We start from the raw sequence: 14,576 nt of genomic DNA on the forward strand, positions 1-14,576 counted from the left end.
CATCGCGTTGTTCTCTAAATAGGCATCATCGCCAACCACTCTTTTATCATTCAGAGAAGGCACGCCAGACACCGCGACAACAGCAACAATAGAGATAGATGGTTAAAAACCGATCTAAACTAAACATGGATGCAGCAGAAAAACCACCTATATAGTCGGAAGTTAACTACCGCGCCATTATTGTTAAGTGTCCATGCTTTATTCAACTAGGCTGGGTATTCTCAGGGGCAAAATCTACCAGTTGGGCAGGTTCGCCTGACTCAAATGACGCAAATGGTACGCCATCTAACACGCGCTCATTTTTAAATACACGGATTTCAGAATCAGGTAACTGCGTCATCAGTAATGACAAGATAATGTGCATCTTATCCAATGGGCAATGAAGACGAATACTTGCACGTAAGCCCATTGTTCGTACATCCGATTGGCAGGCAATAAATGGACGATTCCGCGTTATCTTAATCAAATGGCGATGCCCATTTTTTATAGGACTCTCGTAAGTTGTCTCTACATTTTTAAAACCAGTAAAGAAAAATGCCCCCAGAGCCATTCCACCTACACCAACCAGCGCTGCTGGGCCTAAAAAGGCCACCCCGACAATACAAACCACCACCCCAAACCAAGCCAGCCCCCGCACTACCGCATAGGCTGCATCCGGAATAGCATCATGATAGGTGGTAACTAACCCCTCGGTGGTGAGCCGATAATGGTACTGTTTGTCTGCAAACCAGAGGTAACGAGCAGATAAGCACATAATTAAAGCCATGATGATTAACCCTATACCCAAGCTAGTATCGCCAGATAGCAAATAGCACCCTATAAGTGCTAAGCAACCACACGGGATCAGGAAGGTTAACCAAAATAGACCATAGACAGTCGCCACCCGAATATCCCACTCATAAAGCGTGGGCGCCTCACGCACCCGCTGCTGACGTAGCTTATTGAGCCGGCTTTGCTCCTCTTGGGGTAATTGCAGGTACTCAGTGCGCGGCAGGTCTTCATACCGACTGTCGTCCAACAGTTTTGTCTCTTGCTCTGTCGACGCCAACTGCAGCGGCGCTGCTCTCTTATTCATATAGCTATTCCTTTGCTGTGCCCACGGACTGCACGGTCATCGTTAACCTATCCACACAGCTCGTACTTAATGTCTTCTCACTCTTGACGATCTTGCCGCTATAAGGCCTGTTAGCATCTTGGTGGCAAAGCTGCCACTGATGACACCGAATCTCACGCCAATAACAGGCGCGAAAGAAAGCGTTAGACGGCATGGGTATTCTCAGGGGCGAAATCTGACAGTTGGGCAGGTTCGCCTGACTCAAATGACGCAAATGGTACGCCATCTAACACGCGCTCATTTTTAAATACACGGATTTCAGAATCAGGTAACTGCGTCATCAGTAATGACAAGATAGTGTGCATCTTATCCAATGGGCAATGAAGACGAATGCTTGCGCGTAAGCCCATTGTTCGTACATCCGATTGGCAGGCTATAAATGGACGATTCCGCGTTACCTTAATCAAATGACGATGCCCATTTTTTATAGGGCTCTCATAAGTTGTCTCTACATTTTTAAAACCTGTGAAGAAAAATGCCATCACGGCAAAACCACCCGCGCCGACTAAGACGGCTGGGCCTAAAAAGGCCACCCCGACAATACAAACCACCACCCCAAACCAAGCCAGCCCCCGCACTACCGCGTAGGCTGCATCCGGAATCGCGTCATGATAGGTGGTAACTAACCCCTCGGTGGTGAGCCGATAATGGTACTGTTTGTCGGCCAACCAGAGGTAGCGCATAAATGGCCCAAAAATCATCACTATGATGAGAAAATAATACCATTGTTCAAATCCATACCAATATGTCACCAACCCAACTAGAGCCGTAATCCCGCACGGAATAAGGACCATGATCCACCCCATACCATACACAGTCGCCACCCGAATATCCCACTCATAAAGCGTAGGCGCCTCACGCACCCGCTGCTGACGTAGCTTATTGAGCCGGCTTTGCTCCTCTTGGGGTAATTGCAGGAACTCACTCCGCGGCAGGTCTTCATACCGACTGTCGTCCAACAGTTTTGTCTCTTGCTCTGTCGACGCCAACTGCTGCGGCGCTGCTCTCTTATTCATATAGCTATTCCTTTGCTGTACCCACGGACTGCACGGTCATCGTTAACCTATCCACACAGCTCGTACTTAATGTTTTCTCGCCCTTGACGACCTTGCCGCTAAAAAGTCAGTTAGCATCTTGGTGGCAAAGCTGCCACTGATGAACACCGAGTCTCGCGCCAATAACAGGCGCGCAAGAAAGCGTTAGACTGCATGGGTATTCTCAGGGGCGAAATCTGACAGTTGGGCAGGTTCGCCTGACTCAAATGACGCAAATGGTACGTCATCTAACACGCGCTCATTTTTAAATACACGGATTTCAGAATCAGGTAACTGCGTCATCAGCAATGACAAGATAATGTGCATCTTATCCAATGGGCAATGAAGACGGATACTTGCACGTAAGCCCATTGTTCGTACATCCGATTGGCAGGCAATAAATGGACGATTCCGCGTTACCTTAATCAAATGACGATGCCCATTTTTTATAGGACTCTCATAAGTTGTCTCTATATTTTTAAAACCTGTGAAGAAAAATGCCCCCAGAGCCATTCCGCCTGCACCAATCAGTGCTGCTGGGCCTAAAAAAGCCACTCCGACAATACAAACTACCACCCCAAACCAAGCCAGCCCCCGTACTACCGCGTAGGCTGCATCTGGAATCGCATCATGATAGGTGGTAACTAACCCCTCGGTGGTGAGCCGATAATGGTACTGTTTGTCGGCCAACCAGAGGTAGCGGATAAATGGCGCAAAAATCAGTGCCATGAAAAAAAAACCATACCATTGGTCAGACTCATACCAGTACGCCACCAAGCCAATCAGCACCATTATCCCGCAGGGAATAATGACAACGAGCCACCCCATGGCATACACGGTCGCTACCTTAATATCCCACTCATAGAGGGTGGGCGCCTCACGCACCCGCTGCTGACGTAGCTTATTGAGCCGGTCTTGCTCCTCTTGGGGTAATTGCAGGTACTCACTGCGCGGCAGGTCTTCATACCGACTGTCGTCCAACGGTTGCGTCTCTTGCTCTGTCGACGCCGCTGCTTTATTGTTCATCCTGTTACCTCTCGGTAGACTCTACTTGTAGCGTGGTCATCGCTAAGCAGTAAATCCAGCCATCCATTTTAAATCAGCAACATAATATGCTCTCGGCCTACCCTCAAGCGAATATTTACTGAAGCAGTTTTAAGGAAAGTAATAAAAGTAGCTAGATGGCCAGTGAGGGAAGTGGAGACTGATTTTAAAGAGTATGTTCAAAACTCATCTGAGTTCTGCGAGGGCACGGCATACAAACCTCCATGATTAATACCAATCCAAAACAATAGTCGCCGTTAACAACTAGGTTATTGAGGTTGGCTGTATCTCGTTTCTGTTGATGAATAATTGACAGATATAATCATATAGTTAGAATGCCAAGCTGTTGAAACAGAACAGGTTGGCGTCAAATGAAACCAGATCTGGTTCCACATCACTAACGCTCTCAGTTGATCAAGTGAGTAGGTCATACCGAAGCAATACAGTTTTTCACATATAAACAATGGAGTGGTTATGCGTTGGTTGACTTGGTTGGTCGTGTGCTGTTCTCTCACGGGATGTGCAACGATAACGTCGAGGATGGGAGAAGATTCAACTTGGGGTCATTCTTTCTCAAGTGTGCAAACGGCTGTTGATAATGGCGAGGAGTGTATGATTATCTCCGCGTTGGCGGCCCCGCCCTTGCTGCTCTTTACCATCCCGCTGACACTCGTTGATATGAGCAGTGCGTTGATCATCGATACTGTTATGCTACCTGCAGATTTAGCGATCACGCCCAGCGATCCCAAGCTCCACACCCCACGCCCCATGGTCTGCCGCTATGACTACAAGATTTAAGCATGATCGCACCCAATAAATAACCTCAAGTTGCCTGTGTGGCGGTGAATTAACGCCGACATACGGGAACGACCATGTCGCGATTTGCCTCCATGAGTGTTGTGCCTTGTTAGTTGTAATTACGTAGTACAACCTAGCCTAGTAAGCCATTTTAAATCATTTAAGTTAGCGATTTGCTTTAATCACATCAAGTAACAACTTGATATCGGACATATTGTTATAAATATGCGGAGAAATCCGGATCCCCATACTGCGGGCGTCGACACTAATATTCGCGTTCGCCAATGCCGTCATCATTTGATGTTGCTGTTTACCAAACTGCAGAATAAGCGTGCCGCTGCGCTTTTCAGTATCCCGCGGCGACACAAACTCATGGTCGAGCTCTTGTGCCACGGCATCAATCAATTGCTGATTGTATTTACGCAGCAACGGAGTACCTAAACCAGCAAGATAATGAATGCTATGGGTGGCAATGGCATAAGGCGCGATTGATGGTGTCCCTCCCCAAAAGCGCAGTGCGGAATGCTGGTAACGAAAATCATGGATATCAAATTCGAACGGATTCTCGTGGCTAAACCAACCCACATCCTTAGGCTGACAACTATCCAATATGGCGGGATTAACCCACAGATAGGCAGCACCAGGGCCACCGCAGAGCCATTTCACACTCGAACCGATTAAAAAATCGGGTTGTAGGCGCGCGAGATCCAGCGGAATAATCCCCGCCGATTGCGCTACATCCACTAAGCTCAAACAGCCTCGCTCACGGGCTATGGTGAAAATATTGGCTAATGGCGCCTGCTGCCCCGTATTCGAGTAAGCATGGCTGACAAACACCAGATCCACATCGCGGCTGATATGCGCATCCCACACATTAGGGTCGGTGATATCGAGCCCTTTAGGAATAAAGCGTACTTCGCAACTGGCAGGCAACGCTTTTTTAAGGGCAAAACCCATGCTGGGAAAATCAATCTCACTCATTAACACAACGGCGTGTTCGCGGTTCAATCTGTCGAGGGACATGACAATTTTAGTCAGCGCACTGGAAAGATTGACCTGAGGGCAAAAATCCTTTTGGTGGCCGTTAAATAACTTAGATAAAGCAAAGGTAAAATCATCAATCACACCCAACCACTGGCCCCAAGGTTCACGCCCCGACTCCTGCCAAGGCGCAAAAAAGGCTTCTTTAAAGACCTGCTCGGTCGATTTTAATGGCCGGCCAACGGAATGGTTTAATAGATATCCTGGACCTGCTAGGTAAAAGTCCTTTTTAAAATCTTCAAACATAGTGTTATCTCAAACTCTCTTTTAGTTTTTTAATATCACAATAACGAGTCCGAATATCGCTGCGCTGAGCGGCGGCGCGTCTGTCTCTGAGTCGCTCCAATGAGCCGAGTAGCACATGCAGTGGCGGACCACTCGCGGTAACTTTAGCTAAATGCTGCTGCTCCATACTTGTCGAAGGCTCAGCAATATATTTAGTTACTAACTCATTATGATGCTGAATCGCAGTCTCGCCATGTAATTCGCAGACTTCGATAAAGAGTCGCAAGTTTTCTTGATACCAATCTTGGGTTGAGCAGTCTTTTGCCTGCAGGAAGTCATCCATCAAATTCGGCCGACGCATGCACTCACGCAATATCTGTTGATCCTCTGGCATCATGTACAAAAACTTGTCCACCAGCATTTGCGAGTAGGAAGCTTCATTGGCGAAACAAAGACCTAGCGTTAAATCGATGACATTAATTCCTGCAAAATCCCCGGCGTTAGCGCCGCGATAAATGACCGAGCCCACCCGATAAGGTTTGTAGTAAGGGCGAACACAGTAAAAGAAACGATCCGTATCTAATCGATTGAATAATTGAGTATTCGACTCAATCACATCTTGTAATGCCTGTTTAGCGACTCGCAGTAAATCGTGACTGATGGGATGGGAAATGCCCAAAGGCTGGATCTTCAATAGCGCATCGGCGGCGCGTTTATAGGCCAAAATGCCCTTAGTGTTGTAATCCACAAACAGCTTTTCGGCGCTCAGATCGGTAAAGCGCTTATAAATGCCATTGTGGGCACGATTGTGAGTAGTTAAATGTGCGGTGGCAAAGCGCGGCGTGACGCCTATTGAAGCGCCAATATGCATGGCGAGCGCAGAAGCCTCAGCTAATGGCGATGTCGTTTCCCGCGAGGGCTCGGTAATTTCATGGCGCCGACAGGCCGCCATATACAAGCCCACATTGCCGAGTAAATCGAAGGCACTGTCGAAACCTTCATCAGTATTCCCCTCATCGAGCAAGGTCTTAATCAACTCTCGCCCTTCGCTCTCCAGCGCCAACTTAGCTTCTGCGCCGATATCGAGCACATTGGCCCGATCTGTTTGTTGGTAGTAAAGCTGTTCTAGCTCGGAATTGAGTTCCACAAAGCGGCTGCGGATCCAATCATCAAAGGCTTCGGTATTAAAGGTGGCAGGTTTCACGGGCTTATCCTTGAGTATTGTTATCGTTCTTTTAAACGGAGTGAGCTCAAAGCGTTAGCCCAATCCGTAAAACTCGTAACCAGAATGCAACTTATCGCCACATGTTTCTAGCGTTAGGTCAAATTTCCGAAAAAACTAATGCCATTTTTTATTTACACCATGCGCCAGCGCAATTTTTCAAACACTTTTACTCCGCAGAATGTTCCTGAAGACACTCATCACTCAACTAATAGCTAAGCGGTAAGTTCCGCAGAGGTAAATCGGATGATTTTAATGGAATTTATAGTAGTGCTTAGCTGCCTACTGCTAGGTACCCGCTACGGCGGCATGGGATTAGGCCTCATCAGCGGTATTGGCTTATTTTTACTGATTTTTGTTTTCGGTTTAGCGCCGGGACAACCGCCAGTGCAAGTTATGCTAACCATACTTGCAGTCATTGGCTGTGCAGCCGTATTGCAAACCGCGGGTGGATTAGATGTGATGATGCAGTATGCCGAGCGCTTACTGCGCCGTCATCCACAATACATCACGATTCTAGCGCCGCTGACCACGTGGACGCTGACCTTCCTTTGCGGTACTGGCCATGTGGTTTACACCATGTTCCCGATTATTTCCGATATCGCGCTGAAGAAAAATATTCGCCCAGAGCGCCCAATGGCGGTGGCCTCTGTCGCCTCACAAATGGCGATTTGTGCTTCGCCCGTGTCGGTAGCTGTGGTGTCTATGGTGTCGATTCTGGCATCACAACAGGGTGTAGGCCGCGCTTACAATCTGCTCGAAATTTTAATGGTGTCAGTGCCAGCATCGCTTTGCGGTGTCATGGCTGCTGCACTTTGGAGTCTGCGTCGTGGTAAAGATTTAGATAAAGATGAAGAATTTCAAGAACGCATTAAAGATCCAGTCCAAAGAGCCTTTATCTATGACAAGAGCGAAACCCTGTTAAATCAAAAATATCCGAAGGAAGCTTACTGGGCAACGGGGATTTTCTTCACCGCTATCGCTGCTGTGGTACTGTTAGGTTCATTTAGTGAATTACGTCCCGCCTTTGACGTTAAAGGTAAATCGACCTTGCTCTCGATGAACTTAGTGATCCAGATGATGATGTTAATTGCAGGTGCATTTATCCTGATGACCTGTAAAGTCAAACCGACTAACATCTCTAACGGTCCCGTTTTTAAAGCGGGCATGGTGGCAATTTTCTCAGTATTTGGTGTGGCGTGGATGAGTGATACTTTCTTCATCAGCCATATGGATGTACTGCAGGAAAACCTGTCCCATGTAGTACAAAGCCAGCCTTGGACCTATGCCTTAGTGCTGTTTCTCATCTCTAAGCTTGTTAATAGCCAAGCGGCAGCACTCACAGCAATCGCACCTATGGGACTCGCCTTAGGGGTCGATCCAAAACTCTTAATCGCCTTCCTCCCTGCAAGCTACGGTTATTTCGTGCTACCAACCTATCCAAGTGATCTGGCCTGTATCGGCTTTGACCGTTCAGGTACGACTAAAATAGGTAAGTTCATTATTAACCACAGCTTTATCATCCCAGGGTTTATCGGTGTAGCGACAGCATCGGCTGTCGGTTATCTACTCGCAACCGCTTTACTCTAACCGCCACAAATAACAAAGGCCGCTGATGCGGCCTTTATTTTAGATAACCTTAGATCACCCAAAAGTATTAACCTGTGCCAATATAAAACCCATACCCTAGACGCCCATATTCTTCAGAACATAAAATACGCAGCCCGAAAGTGAGATAAGTATCTTACTCAACAACTCTTTTTAGCTTGCCGTACTAAAGATGATTAGACGCTTATCCATTCTATTAGCTTTTTTCGCGATACTGATGGGGCTCGTATACTGTGCCTACAGTCTGATAACTCGGATTAACTTTAATTCCCACCATCAAGTAGGAGAAGTCATCGACACTCTAAACGGGGTTAATATCTATTATAACGGAGGAGTTAATACCTATTCAGGACGCAACCTATCTATAGATGGTTATAACTTAGGTATTCAATATCAATGTGTTGAATTTGTTAAGCGCTACTTTTACCAACGCTACCAGCATAAAATGCCTGACGCTTTAGGCCATGCTAGAGACTTTTTTGATAACAAGTTAAGCGATGGCATGTGGAATGAAAAACGCGCTATGTGGCAATACACTAATGCGAGTCAGACCAAACCTATGCAGGATGATCTACTCGTGTTTTCTCCATGGATATTTAACCCCTACGGTCACGTTGCAATCATTGCCTCAGTTACCGATAGCAGTATTGAAATTGCCCAGCAAAATCCCGGCCCCTTTGGCCCATCACGCGAACGGTTGGCATTAATTCAACAAAACGGCCTCTGGTATATTGATGCGCCTCGAGTAAAAGGTTGGTTAAGATGGCAGGCCCCGGAAATCACAGCATCCCCGATAGCAGAATCCGCAAATACGCCATTCCCCAGTAAGCTTCACTGAGAAATAACAATAATGTCAGTATTAACTTGGATTAAACAACGCCTTGTGCGTAATAGTGATAGCCTCAAGCAATCTAGGCCACAAACTGAGTTACGCACTGTTTTTCATCAAACCCAGATGCCCAATATCAGCTTGCCAATCATACAAACCTATCCACTCGTTGTACCTATGAACAGAGAAGATATTTTTGCTTATCAATTGCATTGCTTGCTGACTTACCAAGGGAAAGAGGCCTTAAACACTTTACTTAGCCAGGCAGGCTTTAACACATTGCCCGAGCAAACGGTCAACTTTAACGGTTTTATCGAACACCCAACCCAAGCGACCTGCGTATTACTGAACCAATATGACGATTTTGCGGGTGTGTGCATAACCTTAGTGACCAATGACAAACCCTTGCTAGAAGCATTAATCAGATTCAAATCCGCCCCGCCCAATCCATGGGAAAGCTTTCCCAATATCGATCCCGATACTCTCGGCAGTCTTCAAGGTAATATCGACTTTTGGTGCAGCTATTTTTGGCGCCCCTATTGGCTATCACTCTCAGAAGCCGAGCACTTGCAATATCCTGAAAGTTGGCGGGAATTTAGCGAGTTTCATTAAAACTTAAGGTACGCAAACACTTAATGCAGGATAAAAAATGAAATTGAAATATGTTGGATTAGCACTGACGTTACTGCTACTTGGTGGTTATCTGATCCCTGAGTCACCCGCGATCCCAGTAAAAGGTGCCAGCAGTAAAGATTGGAACAGCCAAACCTTTTGGTATGAACCTTGGGGTCCATCGGGCGTTCACAAGGGGATAGATATTTTCGCCGCCAAAAACACCGCAGTGATTGCGCCAACGCCTATGCTGATCTTGTATCGAGGTGACTTCTTCAAAGGAGGAAATGTAGTGGTTGGTTTAGGTCCTAAATGGCAAATTCATTACTTTGCCCATTTAGCACAAATTGAATCAGCCACAGGATTGATTGCCTACCAAGGTGACACTTTGGGCACTGTCGGCGATACGGGCAATACAAGGTAAACCGCCCCATTTGCACTATTCCATTTTGAGCTTATTACCTAAACCTTGGCTGATGGATACTTCAACCCAAGGTTATAAAAAGGCCTTTTATCAAAACCCTATCGAGTATTTAACTGCACTATAGGCTTAACAACTTACTTTAATCAGCTTATTGGCAGTGCAATATCAAGCTGAGGTTCTGCGGTTTTTGATGGGGTCTCATGCTCAACAGCCGCAGCTAATGCTTCTCTCTCTGCCTTCGCAATATATTTAGGTTTATTGCTAGATTGCAGTTTGGCATTGGCCTTTTTTGCCTTGCTCTTCAAGGTTTGATTAATCTTCTTTTTACGGTTCATCAGAGTACCAATGCGAGATACGGTATAAAGGGGCGCGATTATAGCCTTCCATCAACGCGCCAGACAATCGAAAGCACTAAAGCAAACGCGTGATCCAATCAAATAATCAAACCTGCGACTAAAACATAGGTCTCCTAAATCAAAGACAAATGCCAAAAAAGGTAATGCCTTACCGACATGAACTCGCACTATATGTATGTCCTTTACGGTAAAACCTCTCGATACCGAGTGCTGTGTCGCAATTTATTCATACTGTCGTCAAATCATGCAATTTCCTGTATGGCGTGACTAGACAAGCTGTAATTCCTCCCCTAAAATCGCGAATAATAAAAATCGTTATCATTTGTAATACAATTTAATGGAATATTAACCTATGCCAAGGGAGCCGGTGTAACAAACTCATTCGCCCTTAGCAGGAAGTTATATGACATTCAAAACCTCGTTTGTTGCTTTAGCCGTATTGGCAGCGTTAACCCAATCCGCTGCGGCCCAAGATGCCACCGACAACAGTCCAAACAACAAAAATAAAGACATAGAAAAAATCACTGTCACCGCGAGTCGAATGGATAAATCCCCCAGCTCGATCCCCAATACTGTCACTATCATCGACCGCGCCCAATTAGAAGAACAGTTCCGCACCACTAAAGATTTATCGACTATTATCGGTAACTTAGCGCCTAGCTTTTCACCGAGCCGCCAGAAGATGAGTAACACAGGTGAAACCCTGCGTGGTCGTCCGCCATTGATTATGATCGACGGCGTGCCTCAATCGAACCCACTTCGCAGTGGTGGTAGAGAGGGACAAACTATAGATCCTGCCATGATTGAGCGCATCGAAATCATTCACGGCGCCAATGCCATGCACGGTCTCGGTGCCCAGGGCGGTATCATCAACTACATCACTAAAAAGCCTACAGGCGACAGCGAACAGGTTGCTAGTTTCGATGTCACAGTGCCTGATTCAATGAAATCCAATGGCTTAAGCTTTGGTGCTAGCTATGCGTTTTCTGGCGAGTCAGAATTTATCGACATGATAGGTTCGGTTAGCTACCGCAATAATGGCGTCTATTACGATGCCAATCATAACGTAGTGGGTGTCGACACGACTCAAGGCGAGTCGATGGACAGTCAAAGCAAAGACTTCTTCATCAAGCTTGGCCATAACTTCGATGAGTCACGCCTTGAATTAATGGTTAACCATTACAATGCAGACAACAATGGCGATTGGATGCCCGTTGCAGGTGACAAGCCCAATGGTGTACCCACAGGTGCAGTTAAAGAAACTCAGCCATGGGAAGCCGCCAACAACCAAGTGACCACCACAAGTTTGACTTACACCCACGCCAACATTGGTGGCCAGCAACTTAGCCTGCAACTCTTTAATCAAGATTTTAAAGCGGTTTATGGTGGCGGCTGTTTCGATAGCTTCTACGATCCATCCTTCGAAGGCAGCGACCAAGTCATCCAATGCGGTGTCGGCAGTAAAGGTGAAAGCTTGTACTACGAGCAATCGCGTAACTCTTCGGTTAAATGGGGTTTAAAAAGCGCCTTAATCGCTAAGGATATTGCAGGTTCAGGAATTGATGCGGCCTACGGTGTCGACCTTTTCCGCGACACCACTGAGCAAGATTTAGTAAAAACAGGCTTTTCATGGGTTCCCGAAAGTACCTATGACAACGTTGCGCCATACTTGCAGTTAGATTATGACTTAATTGAAAATTTAACCTTATCGACTGGTGTTCGTTACGAACATGCCGAGTTAAGTGTAGATGACTACAAAACCCTATGGGGTGCAGGCAATAAGCAAATTGCGGGCGGTTCAGCCACCTTCGATGAAACCTTATTTAACGTCGGTATCTCTTATAAAATCACTCCTGACATTCGTGTTTATACCAGCTATAACCAAGGTTTTGGCATGCCGGATATCGGCCGAATTCTGCGTGATGGTAAAAGCTTCCCCGGCGACAATCCCAGCATAGATGGCTCACTGGCACTCACGCCGATAGTCACAGATAACGTTGAAGTCGGCGCCGATTACCAAGGTAAATACTTAAGCGCTAAGCTAGCTTACTATCGTTCCGCCACTGATTTTGGTTCACGTTTGGCCTTAAATAGTGATGGTTTCTACGACGTGAAGCGCGAAAAGAGTGTGATCGATGGTATTGAAGCCAATGTCACCGCCTACATTACCAGCAATGATGATCTCGGCATGAATATCGCCTTCCAGCAGGGCGAATACGATTCAAATGGTGATAGCCAAGTCGATACCGATCTCGATGGTGCAAATATTTCACCAAACCGTATCAACCTGTTCTGGACCCATAGCTTCGATAATGAAATGTCGACCCGCGTTCAAGCCAATTACTACATGGACCGCGATTTTAAAAACGCGGCGGGCAACAAGTATGCAGAGTTTGATGGCTACACGACAGTCGATGCTTCCTTCTCAATGCCGCTTTACACTGGCACCCTGAGCCTAGGTTTGCAAAATCTATTTAATAAGGATTATTTCAATTATTACTCACAAACCATGGGTACAAATGATCGTTATTTCAAAGGGATGGGGCGTACTGCAACAATAGGCTACACCTTGCCTTTCTAAGTGAAAGACCCATTTTGAAACATAAAAAAGCGCAATTACATTGCGCTTTTTTATTGTGTGGAAGAAAGCAAATTATGCCTTGGTCACGACCCAGAGTGCGTGTAATAAACCAGGGAACCAGAACAGTAAACATAACACTATGTTTATTAGCAGATCTTTACCCGCTCCCGCCTTCAAAAATACAGCAACTGGGGGCAATAAAATCGCAATAATGACTAAAAGTAGTTTATTTGTATCCATAACAGAACATCCTCAAAACGGAGATTGTAGGCAAATCAACAAGATCTAACTTCGCAGGAAGACTCAGAATTTGCAAACCTTTTAGTTTGCAAGGCGTAAATAATCCCAGCCACAGCCTAAATGAAGGCCCTTACCATTCCCTAAAATGAAAAAGGATATTCAACCCATTATCTGTCCAGAGTAGACTAAGATATCCAGTAAACTCCAACCGAAAATCCCTAAAAGCATCTATAGTTAAAGAAAAATATGAAGTAAAAGAATGATATTTGATCCCCAAGCCTTATTACTCATCAAGTTTATTTGCCTGCTTACTAGCACGGCTGCCGTCGCATGGGGACTCATTGCACAACCTTTAAAAATTGCCACTCAAGCCAGTATGCGCTTTTCTCTGGCGAACTTGTTCGTCCTCCTTGGCATCATACTCAACAGCCAACGCACCGAAGCCTCCAGTTACTTTTTTTGGTTCTGCTCGGATATGGCGATTTTATTTGGCTTCATTCTAGCGCGTTGGGGAACGAAGGCACTCTTCAGACTGAGTTCCAGCGTTAAATCGGACCTTATTCTCTTGGCACTCACCGCTGGTGTGATGCTTTTGGTTCCACCTAATTTCAGCTCCGAGCGCATTTTGGCCATCGCATTCTCAGCCTGCGCCGCGCTCATTTTCGCCATGTTAACTCGAGATAACTATCTTGCCATCAAACGCGATACGGGAAATCGAGTTGCCATCGCTATGGTCATGCCCTTAGTCGCCATGGTGGGTATTTTTATCATTCGTATCTTTATCGCCTTACTCTCTCCCGAAGAAAGTCCGATGTTTATCGCCATGCACACGCAAGAAGCCATACCTGTGCTTTGGTTCTATGTCTTTCTGGCCCTATTAATCAATATCGTGATGATAGGTAATGCCATGACGCGGCTTGTCAGTAAAATCCGCATGTTAGCGGAGCGGGACCAACTCACAGGCCTGTGGAATCGCCGTGCTATGCATAAGTTTTTAAACAATATCCATCAACGCTGGCTGCGGGATAAAGTACCTTACAGTATGATTTTATTGGATCTTGATCATTTTAAAGATATCAACGATCAATACGGGCACGATGCGGGCGATCTCGCCCTGCTGACGGCGGCGAGACTGTTTGGATCAGTATTGCGAGAAAATGACGCCCTATGTCGTCACGGTGGAGAGGAGTTTCTGGTGATTTTACCCGCGACTGATGCACCCGCGGCCAGAGTCGTCGCCGAGAAATTGCATCAAGTACTTAAGGACAATTCATTTATCTGGCAAGGTGTTATGATTAAAATCCATGCCAGTTTAGGTTACGCCACTATCTATCAAGGATGCCAACCTGACAAACTACTCATTCAAGCAGACCAAGCTATGTACCGCGCAAAATCTGAAGGCCGAGACCGTATTTGCCAAGCTTGCTAGGCTTTCGCAACATAACGCT

General features: G+C 46.2%; 13 protein-coding genes and 1 pseudogene. 7 read left to right on the forward strand and 7 right to left on the reverse strand.

The genetic code is table 11. The features are described from left to right. Window positions 1-202 precede the first annotated feature (202 nt). From L5M17_RS12465 to L5M17_RS12475, 3 genes are all read right to left on the reverse strand, one after another. A complete protein-coding gene (locus L5M17_RS12465) occupies window positions 203-1,075 on the reverse strand; it encodes a hypothetical protein (protein ID WP_263147820.1) in 873 nt (290 codons plus the stop codon). A gap of 182 nt (window positions 1,076-1,257) precedes the next feature. Beyond that, window positions 1,258-2,130, reverse strand: coding sequence for a hypothetical protein (locus L5M17_RS12470; RefSeq protein ID WP_263147822.1), 873 nt, complete (start codon window positions 2,128-2,130; stop codon window positions 1,258-1,260). A 183-nt stretch (window positions 2,131-2,313) separates the two neighbouring features. Next, window positions 2,314-3,174: a hypothetical protein gene (locus tag L5M17_RS12475; protein WP_263147825.1), complete on the reverse strand. Its 861-nt coding sequence runs from the start codon at window positions 3,172-3,174 to the stop codon at window positions 2,314-2,316. Between the two features lie 558 nt (window positions 3,175-3,732). Here L5M17_RS12475 and L5M17_RS12480 point away from each other — a divergent pair. Continuing rightward, window positions 3,733-3,990: a YceK/YidQ family lipoprotein gene (locus L5M17_RS12480; RefSeq protein ID WP_251068942.1), complete on the forward strand. Its 258-nt coding sequence runs from the start codon at window positions 3,733-3,735 to the stop codon at window positions 3,988-3,990. 165 nt (window positions 3,991-4,155) lie between these two features. Here L5M17_RS12480 and L5M17_RS12485 read toward each other — a convergent pair whose 3' ends face one another. Further along, entirely contained in the window at window positions 4,156-5,277 is a 1,122-nt protein-coding gene (locus tag L5M17_RS12485) for an aminotransferase class V-fold PLP-dependent enzyme (protein ID WP_263147828.1), read from the reverse strand. Between the two features lie 4 nt (window positions 5,278-5,281). Continuing rightward, window positions 5,282-6,460 carry a PrnB family protein gene (locus L5M17_RS12490; RefSeq protein ID WP_105251111.1) on the reverse strand — a complete coding sequence of 393 codons (1,179 nt, stop codon included), beginning with the start codon at window positions 6,458-6,460 and terminating at the stop codon, window positions 5,282-5,284. A 264-nt stretch (window positions 6,461-6,724) separates the two neighbouring features. Here L5M17_RS12490 and L5M17_RS12495 point away from each other — a divergent pair, with 264 nt between their 5' ends. The 4 genes and pseudogenes from L5M17_RS12495 to L5M17_RS12510 all read left to right on the forward strand — a co-directional run bounded on the left by L5M17_RS12495 (window position 6,725) and on the right by L5M17_RS12510 (window position 10,075). Then, on the forward strand, window positions 6,725-8,068 hold the full coding sequence (locus L5M17_RS12495) for an anaerobic C4-dicarboxylate transporter (protein ID WP_105251110.1): 1,344 nt from the start codon (window positions 6,725-6,727) through the stop codon (window positions 8,066-8,068). Window positions 8,069-8,303: 235 nt separating this feature from the next. Continuing rightward, on the forward strand, window positions 8,304-8,924 hold the full coding sequence (locus tag L5M17_RS12500) for a CHAP domain-containing protein (protein WP_263207382.1): 621 nt from the start codon (window positions 8,304-8,306) through the stop codon (window positions 8,922-8,924). A 12-nt stretch (window positions 8,925-8,936) separates the two neighbouring features. Beyond that, on the forward strand, window positions 8,937-9,527 hold the full coding sequence (locus L5M17_RS12505; RefSeq protein ID WP_263147834.1) for a hypothetical protein: 591 nt from the start codon (window positions 8,937-8,939) through the stop codon (window positions 9,525-9,527). A gap of 37 nt (window positions 9,528-9,564) precedes the next feature. Further along, window positions 9,565-10,075, forward strand: a pseudogene (locus L5M17_RS12510) (M23 family metallopeptidase). 19 nt (window positions 10,076-10,094) lie between these two features. On the opposite strand, the gene L5M17_RS12515 reads toward L5M17_RS12510, so the two are convergent. Then, complete coding sequence (locus L5M17_RS12515; RefSeq protein WP_113941341.1) at window positions 10,095-10,286, reverse strand: DUF2986 domain-containing protein; 192 nt, start codon at window positions 10,284-10,286, stop codon at window positions 10,095-10,097. A gap of 424 nt (window positions 10,287-10,710) precedes the next feature. Here L5M17_RS12515 and L5M17_RS12520 point away from each other — a divergent pair, with 424 nt between their 5' ends. Beyond that, on the forward strand, window positions 10,711-12,888 hold the full coding sequence (locus L5M17_RS12520; RefSeq protein ID WP_168826443.1) for a TonB-dependent receptor: 2,178 nt from the start codon (window positions 10,711-10,713) through the stop codon (window positions 12,886-12,888). Window positions 12,889-12,960: 72 nt separating this feature from the next. Here L5M17_RS12520 and L5M17_RS12525 read toward each other — a convergent pair whose 3' ends face one another. Beyond that, the gene (locus tag L5M17_RS12525; RefSeq protein WP_006079767.1) at window positions 12,961-13,128 is read right to left on the reverse strand and encodes a YqaE/Pmp3 family membrane protein; all 168 of its coding nucleotides are present in this window, start codon (window positions 13,126-13,128) and stop codon (window positions 12,961-12,963) included. 259 nt (window positions 13,129-13,387) lie between these two features. Here L5M17_RS12525 and L5M17_RS12530 point away from each other — a divergent pair, with 259 nt between their 5' ends. After that, a complete protein-coding gene (locus L5M17_RS12530; RefSeq protein WP_263147837.1) occupies window positions 13,388-14,557 on the forward strand; it encodes a GGDEF domain-containing protein in 1,170 nt (389 codons plus the stop codon). Window positions 14,558-14,576 lie beyond the last annotated feature (19 nt).

Source organism: Shewanella sp. SW24 (assembly GCF_025653395.1).
GTDB lineage: Bacteria > Pseudomonadota > Gammaproteobacteria > Enterobacterales > Shewanellaceae > Shewanella > Shewanella oncorhynchi.

Excerpts from the sequence above, each read along its gene's own strand:
- L5M17_RS12465 (WP_263147820.1), bottom strand. The coding sequence starts at position 1,075 with ATGAATAAGAGAGCAGCGCCGCTGCAGTTGGCGTCGACAGAGCAAGAG.
- L5M17_RS12470 (WP_263147822.1), bottom strand. The coding sequence starts at position 2,130 with ATGAATAAGAGAGCAGCGCCGCAGCAGTTGGCGTCGACAGAGCAAGAG.
- L5M17_RS12475 (WP_263147825.1), bottom strand. The coding sequence starts at position 3,174 with ATGAACAATAAAGCAGCGGCGTCGACAGAGCAAGAGACGCAACCGTTG.
- L5M17_RS12480 (WP_251068942.1), top strand. The coding sequence starts at position 3,733 with ATGGGAGAAGATTCAACTTGGGGTCATTCTTTCTCAAGTGTGCAAACG.
- L5M17_RS12485 (WP_263147828.1), bottom strand. The coding sequence starts at position 5,277 with ATGTTTGAAGATTTTAAAAAGGACTTTTACCTAGCAGGTCCAGGATAT.
- L5M17_RS12495 (WP_105251110.1), top strand. The coding sequence starts at position 6,725 with ATGATTTTAATGGAATTTATAGTAGTGCTTAGCTGCCTACTGCTAGGT.
- L5M17_RS12500 (WP_263207382.1), top strand. The coding sequence starts at position 8,304 with ATGGGGCTCGTATACTGTGCCTACAGTCTGATAACTCGGATTAACTTT.
- L5M17_RS12505 (WP_263147834.1), top strand. The coding sequence starts at position 8,937 with ATGTCAGTATTAACTTGGATTAAACAACGCCTTGTGCGTAATAGTGAT.
- L5M17_RS12515 (WP_113941341.1), bottom strand. The coding sequence starts at position 10,286 with ATGAACCGTAAAAAGAAGATTAATCAAACCTTGAAGAGCAAGGCAAAA.
- L5M17_RS12520 (WP_168826443.1), top strand. The coding sequence starts at position 10,711 with ATGACATTCAAAACCTCGTTTGTTGCTTTAGCCGTATTGGCAGCGTTA.
- L5M17_RS12525 (WP_006079767.1), bottom strand. The coding sequence starts at position 13,128 with ATGGATACAAATAAACTACTTTTAGTCATTATTGCGATTTTATTGCCC.
- L5M17_RS12530 (WP_263147837.1), top strand. The coding sequence starts at position 13,388 with ATGATATTTGATCCCCAAGCCTTATTACTCATCAAGTTTATTTGCCTG.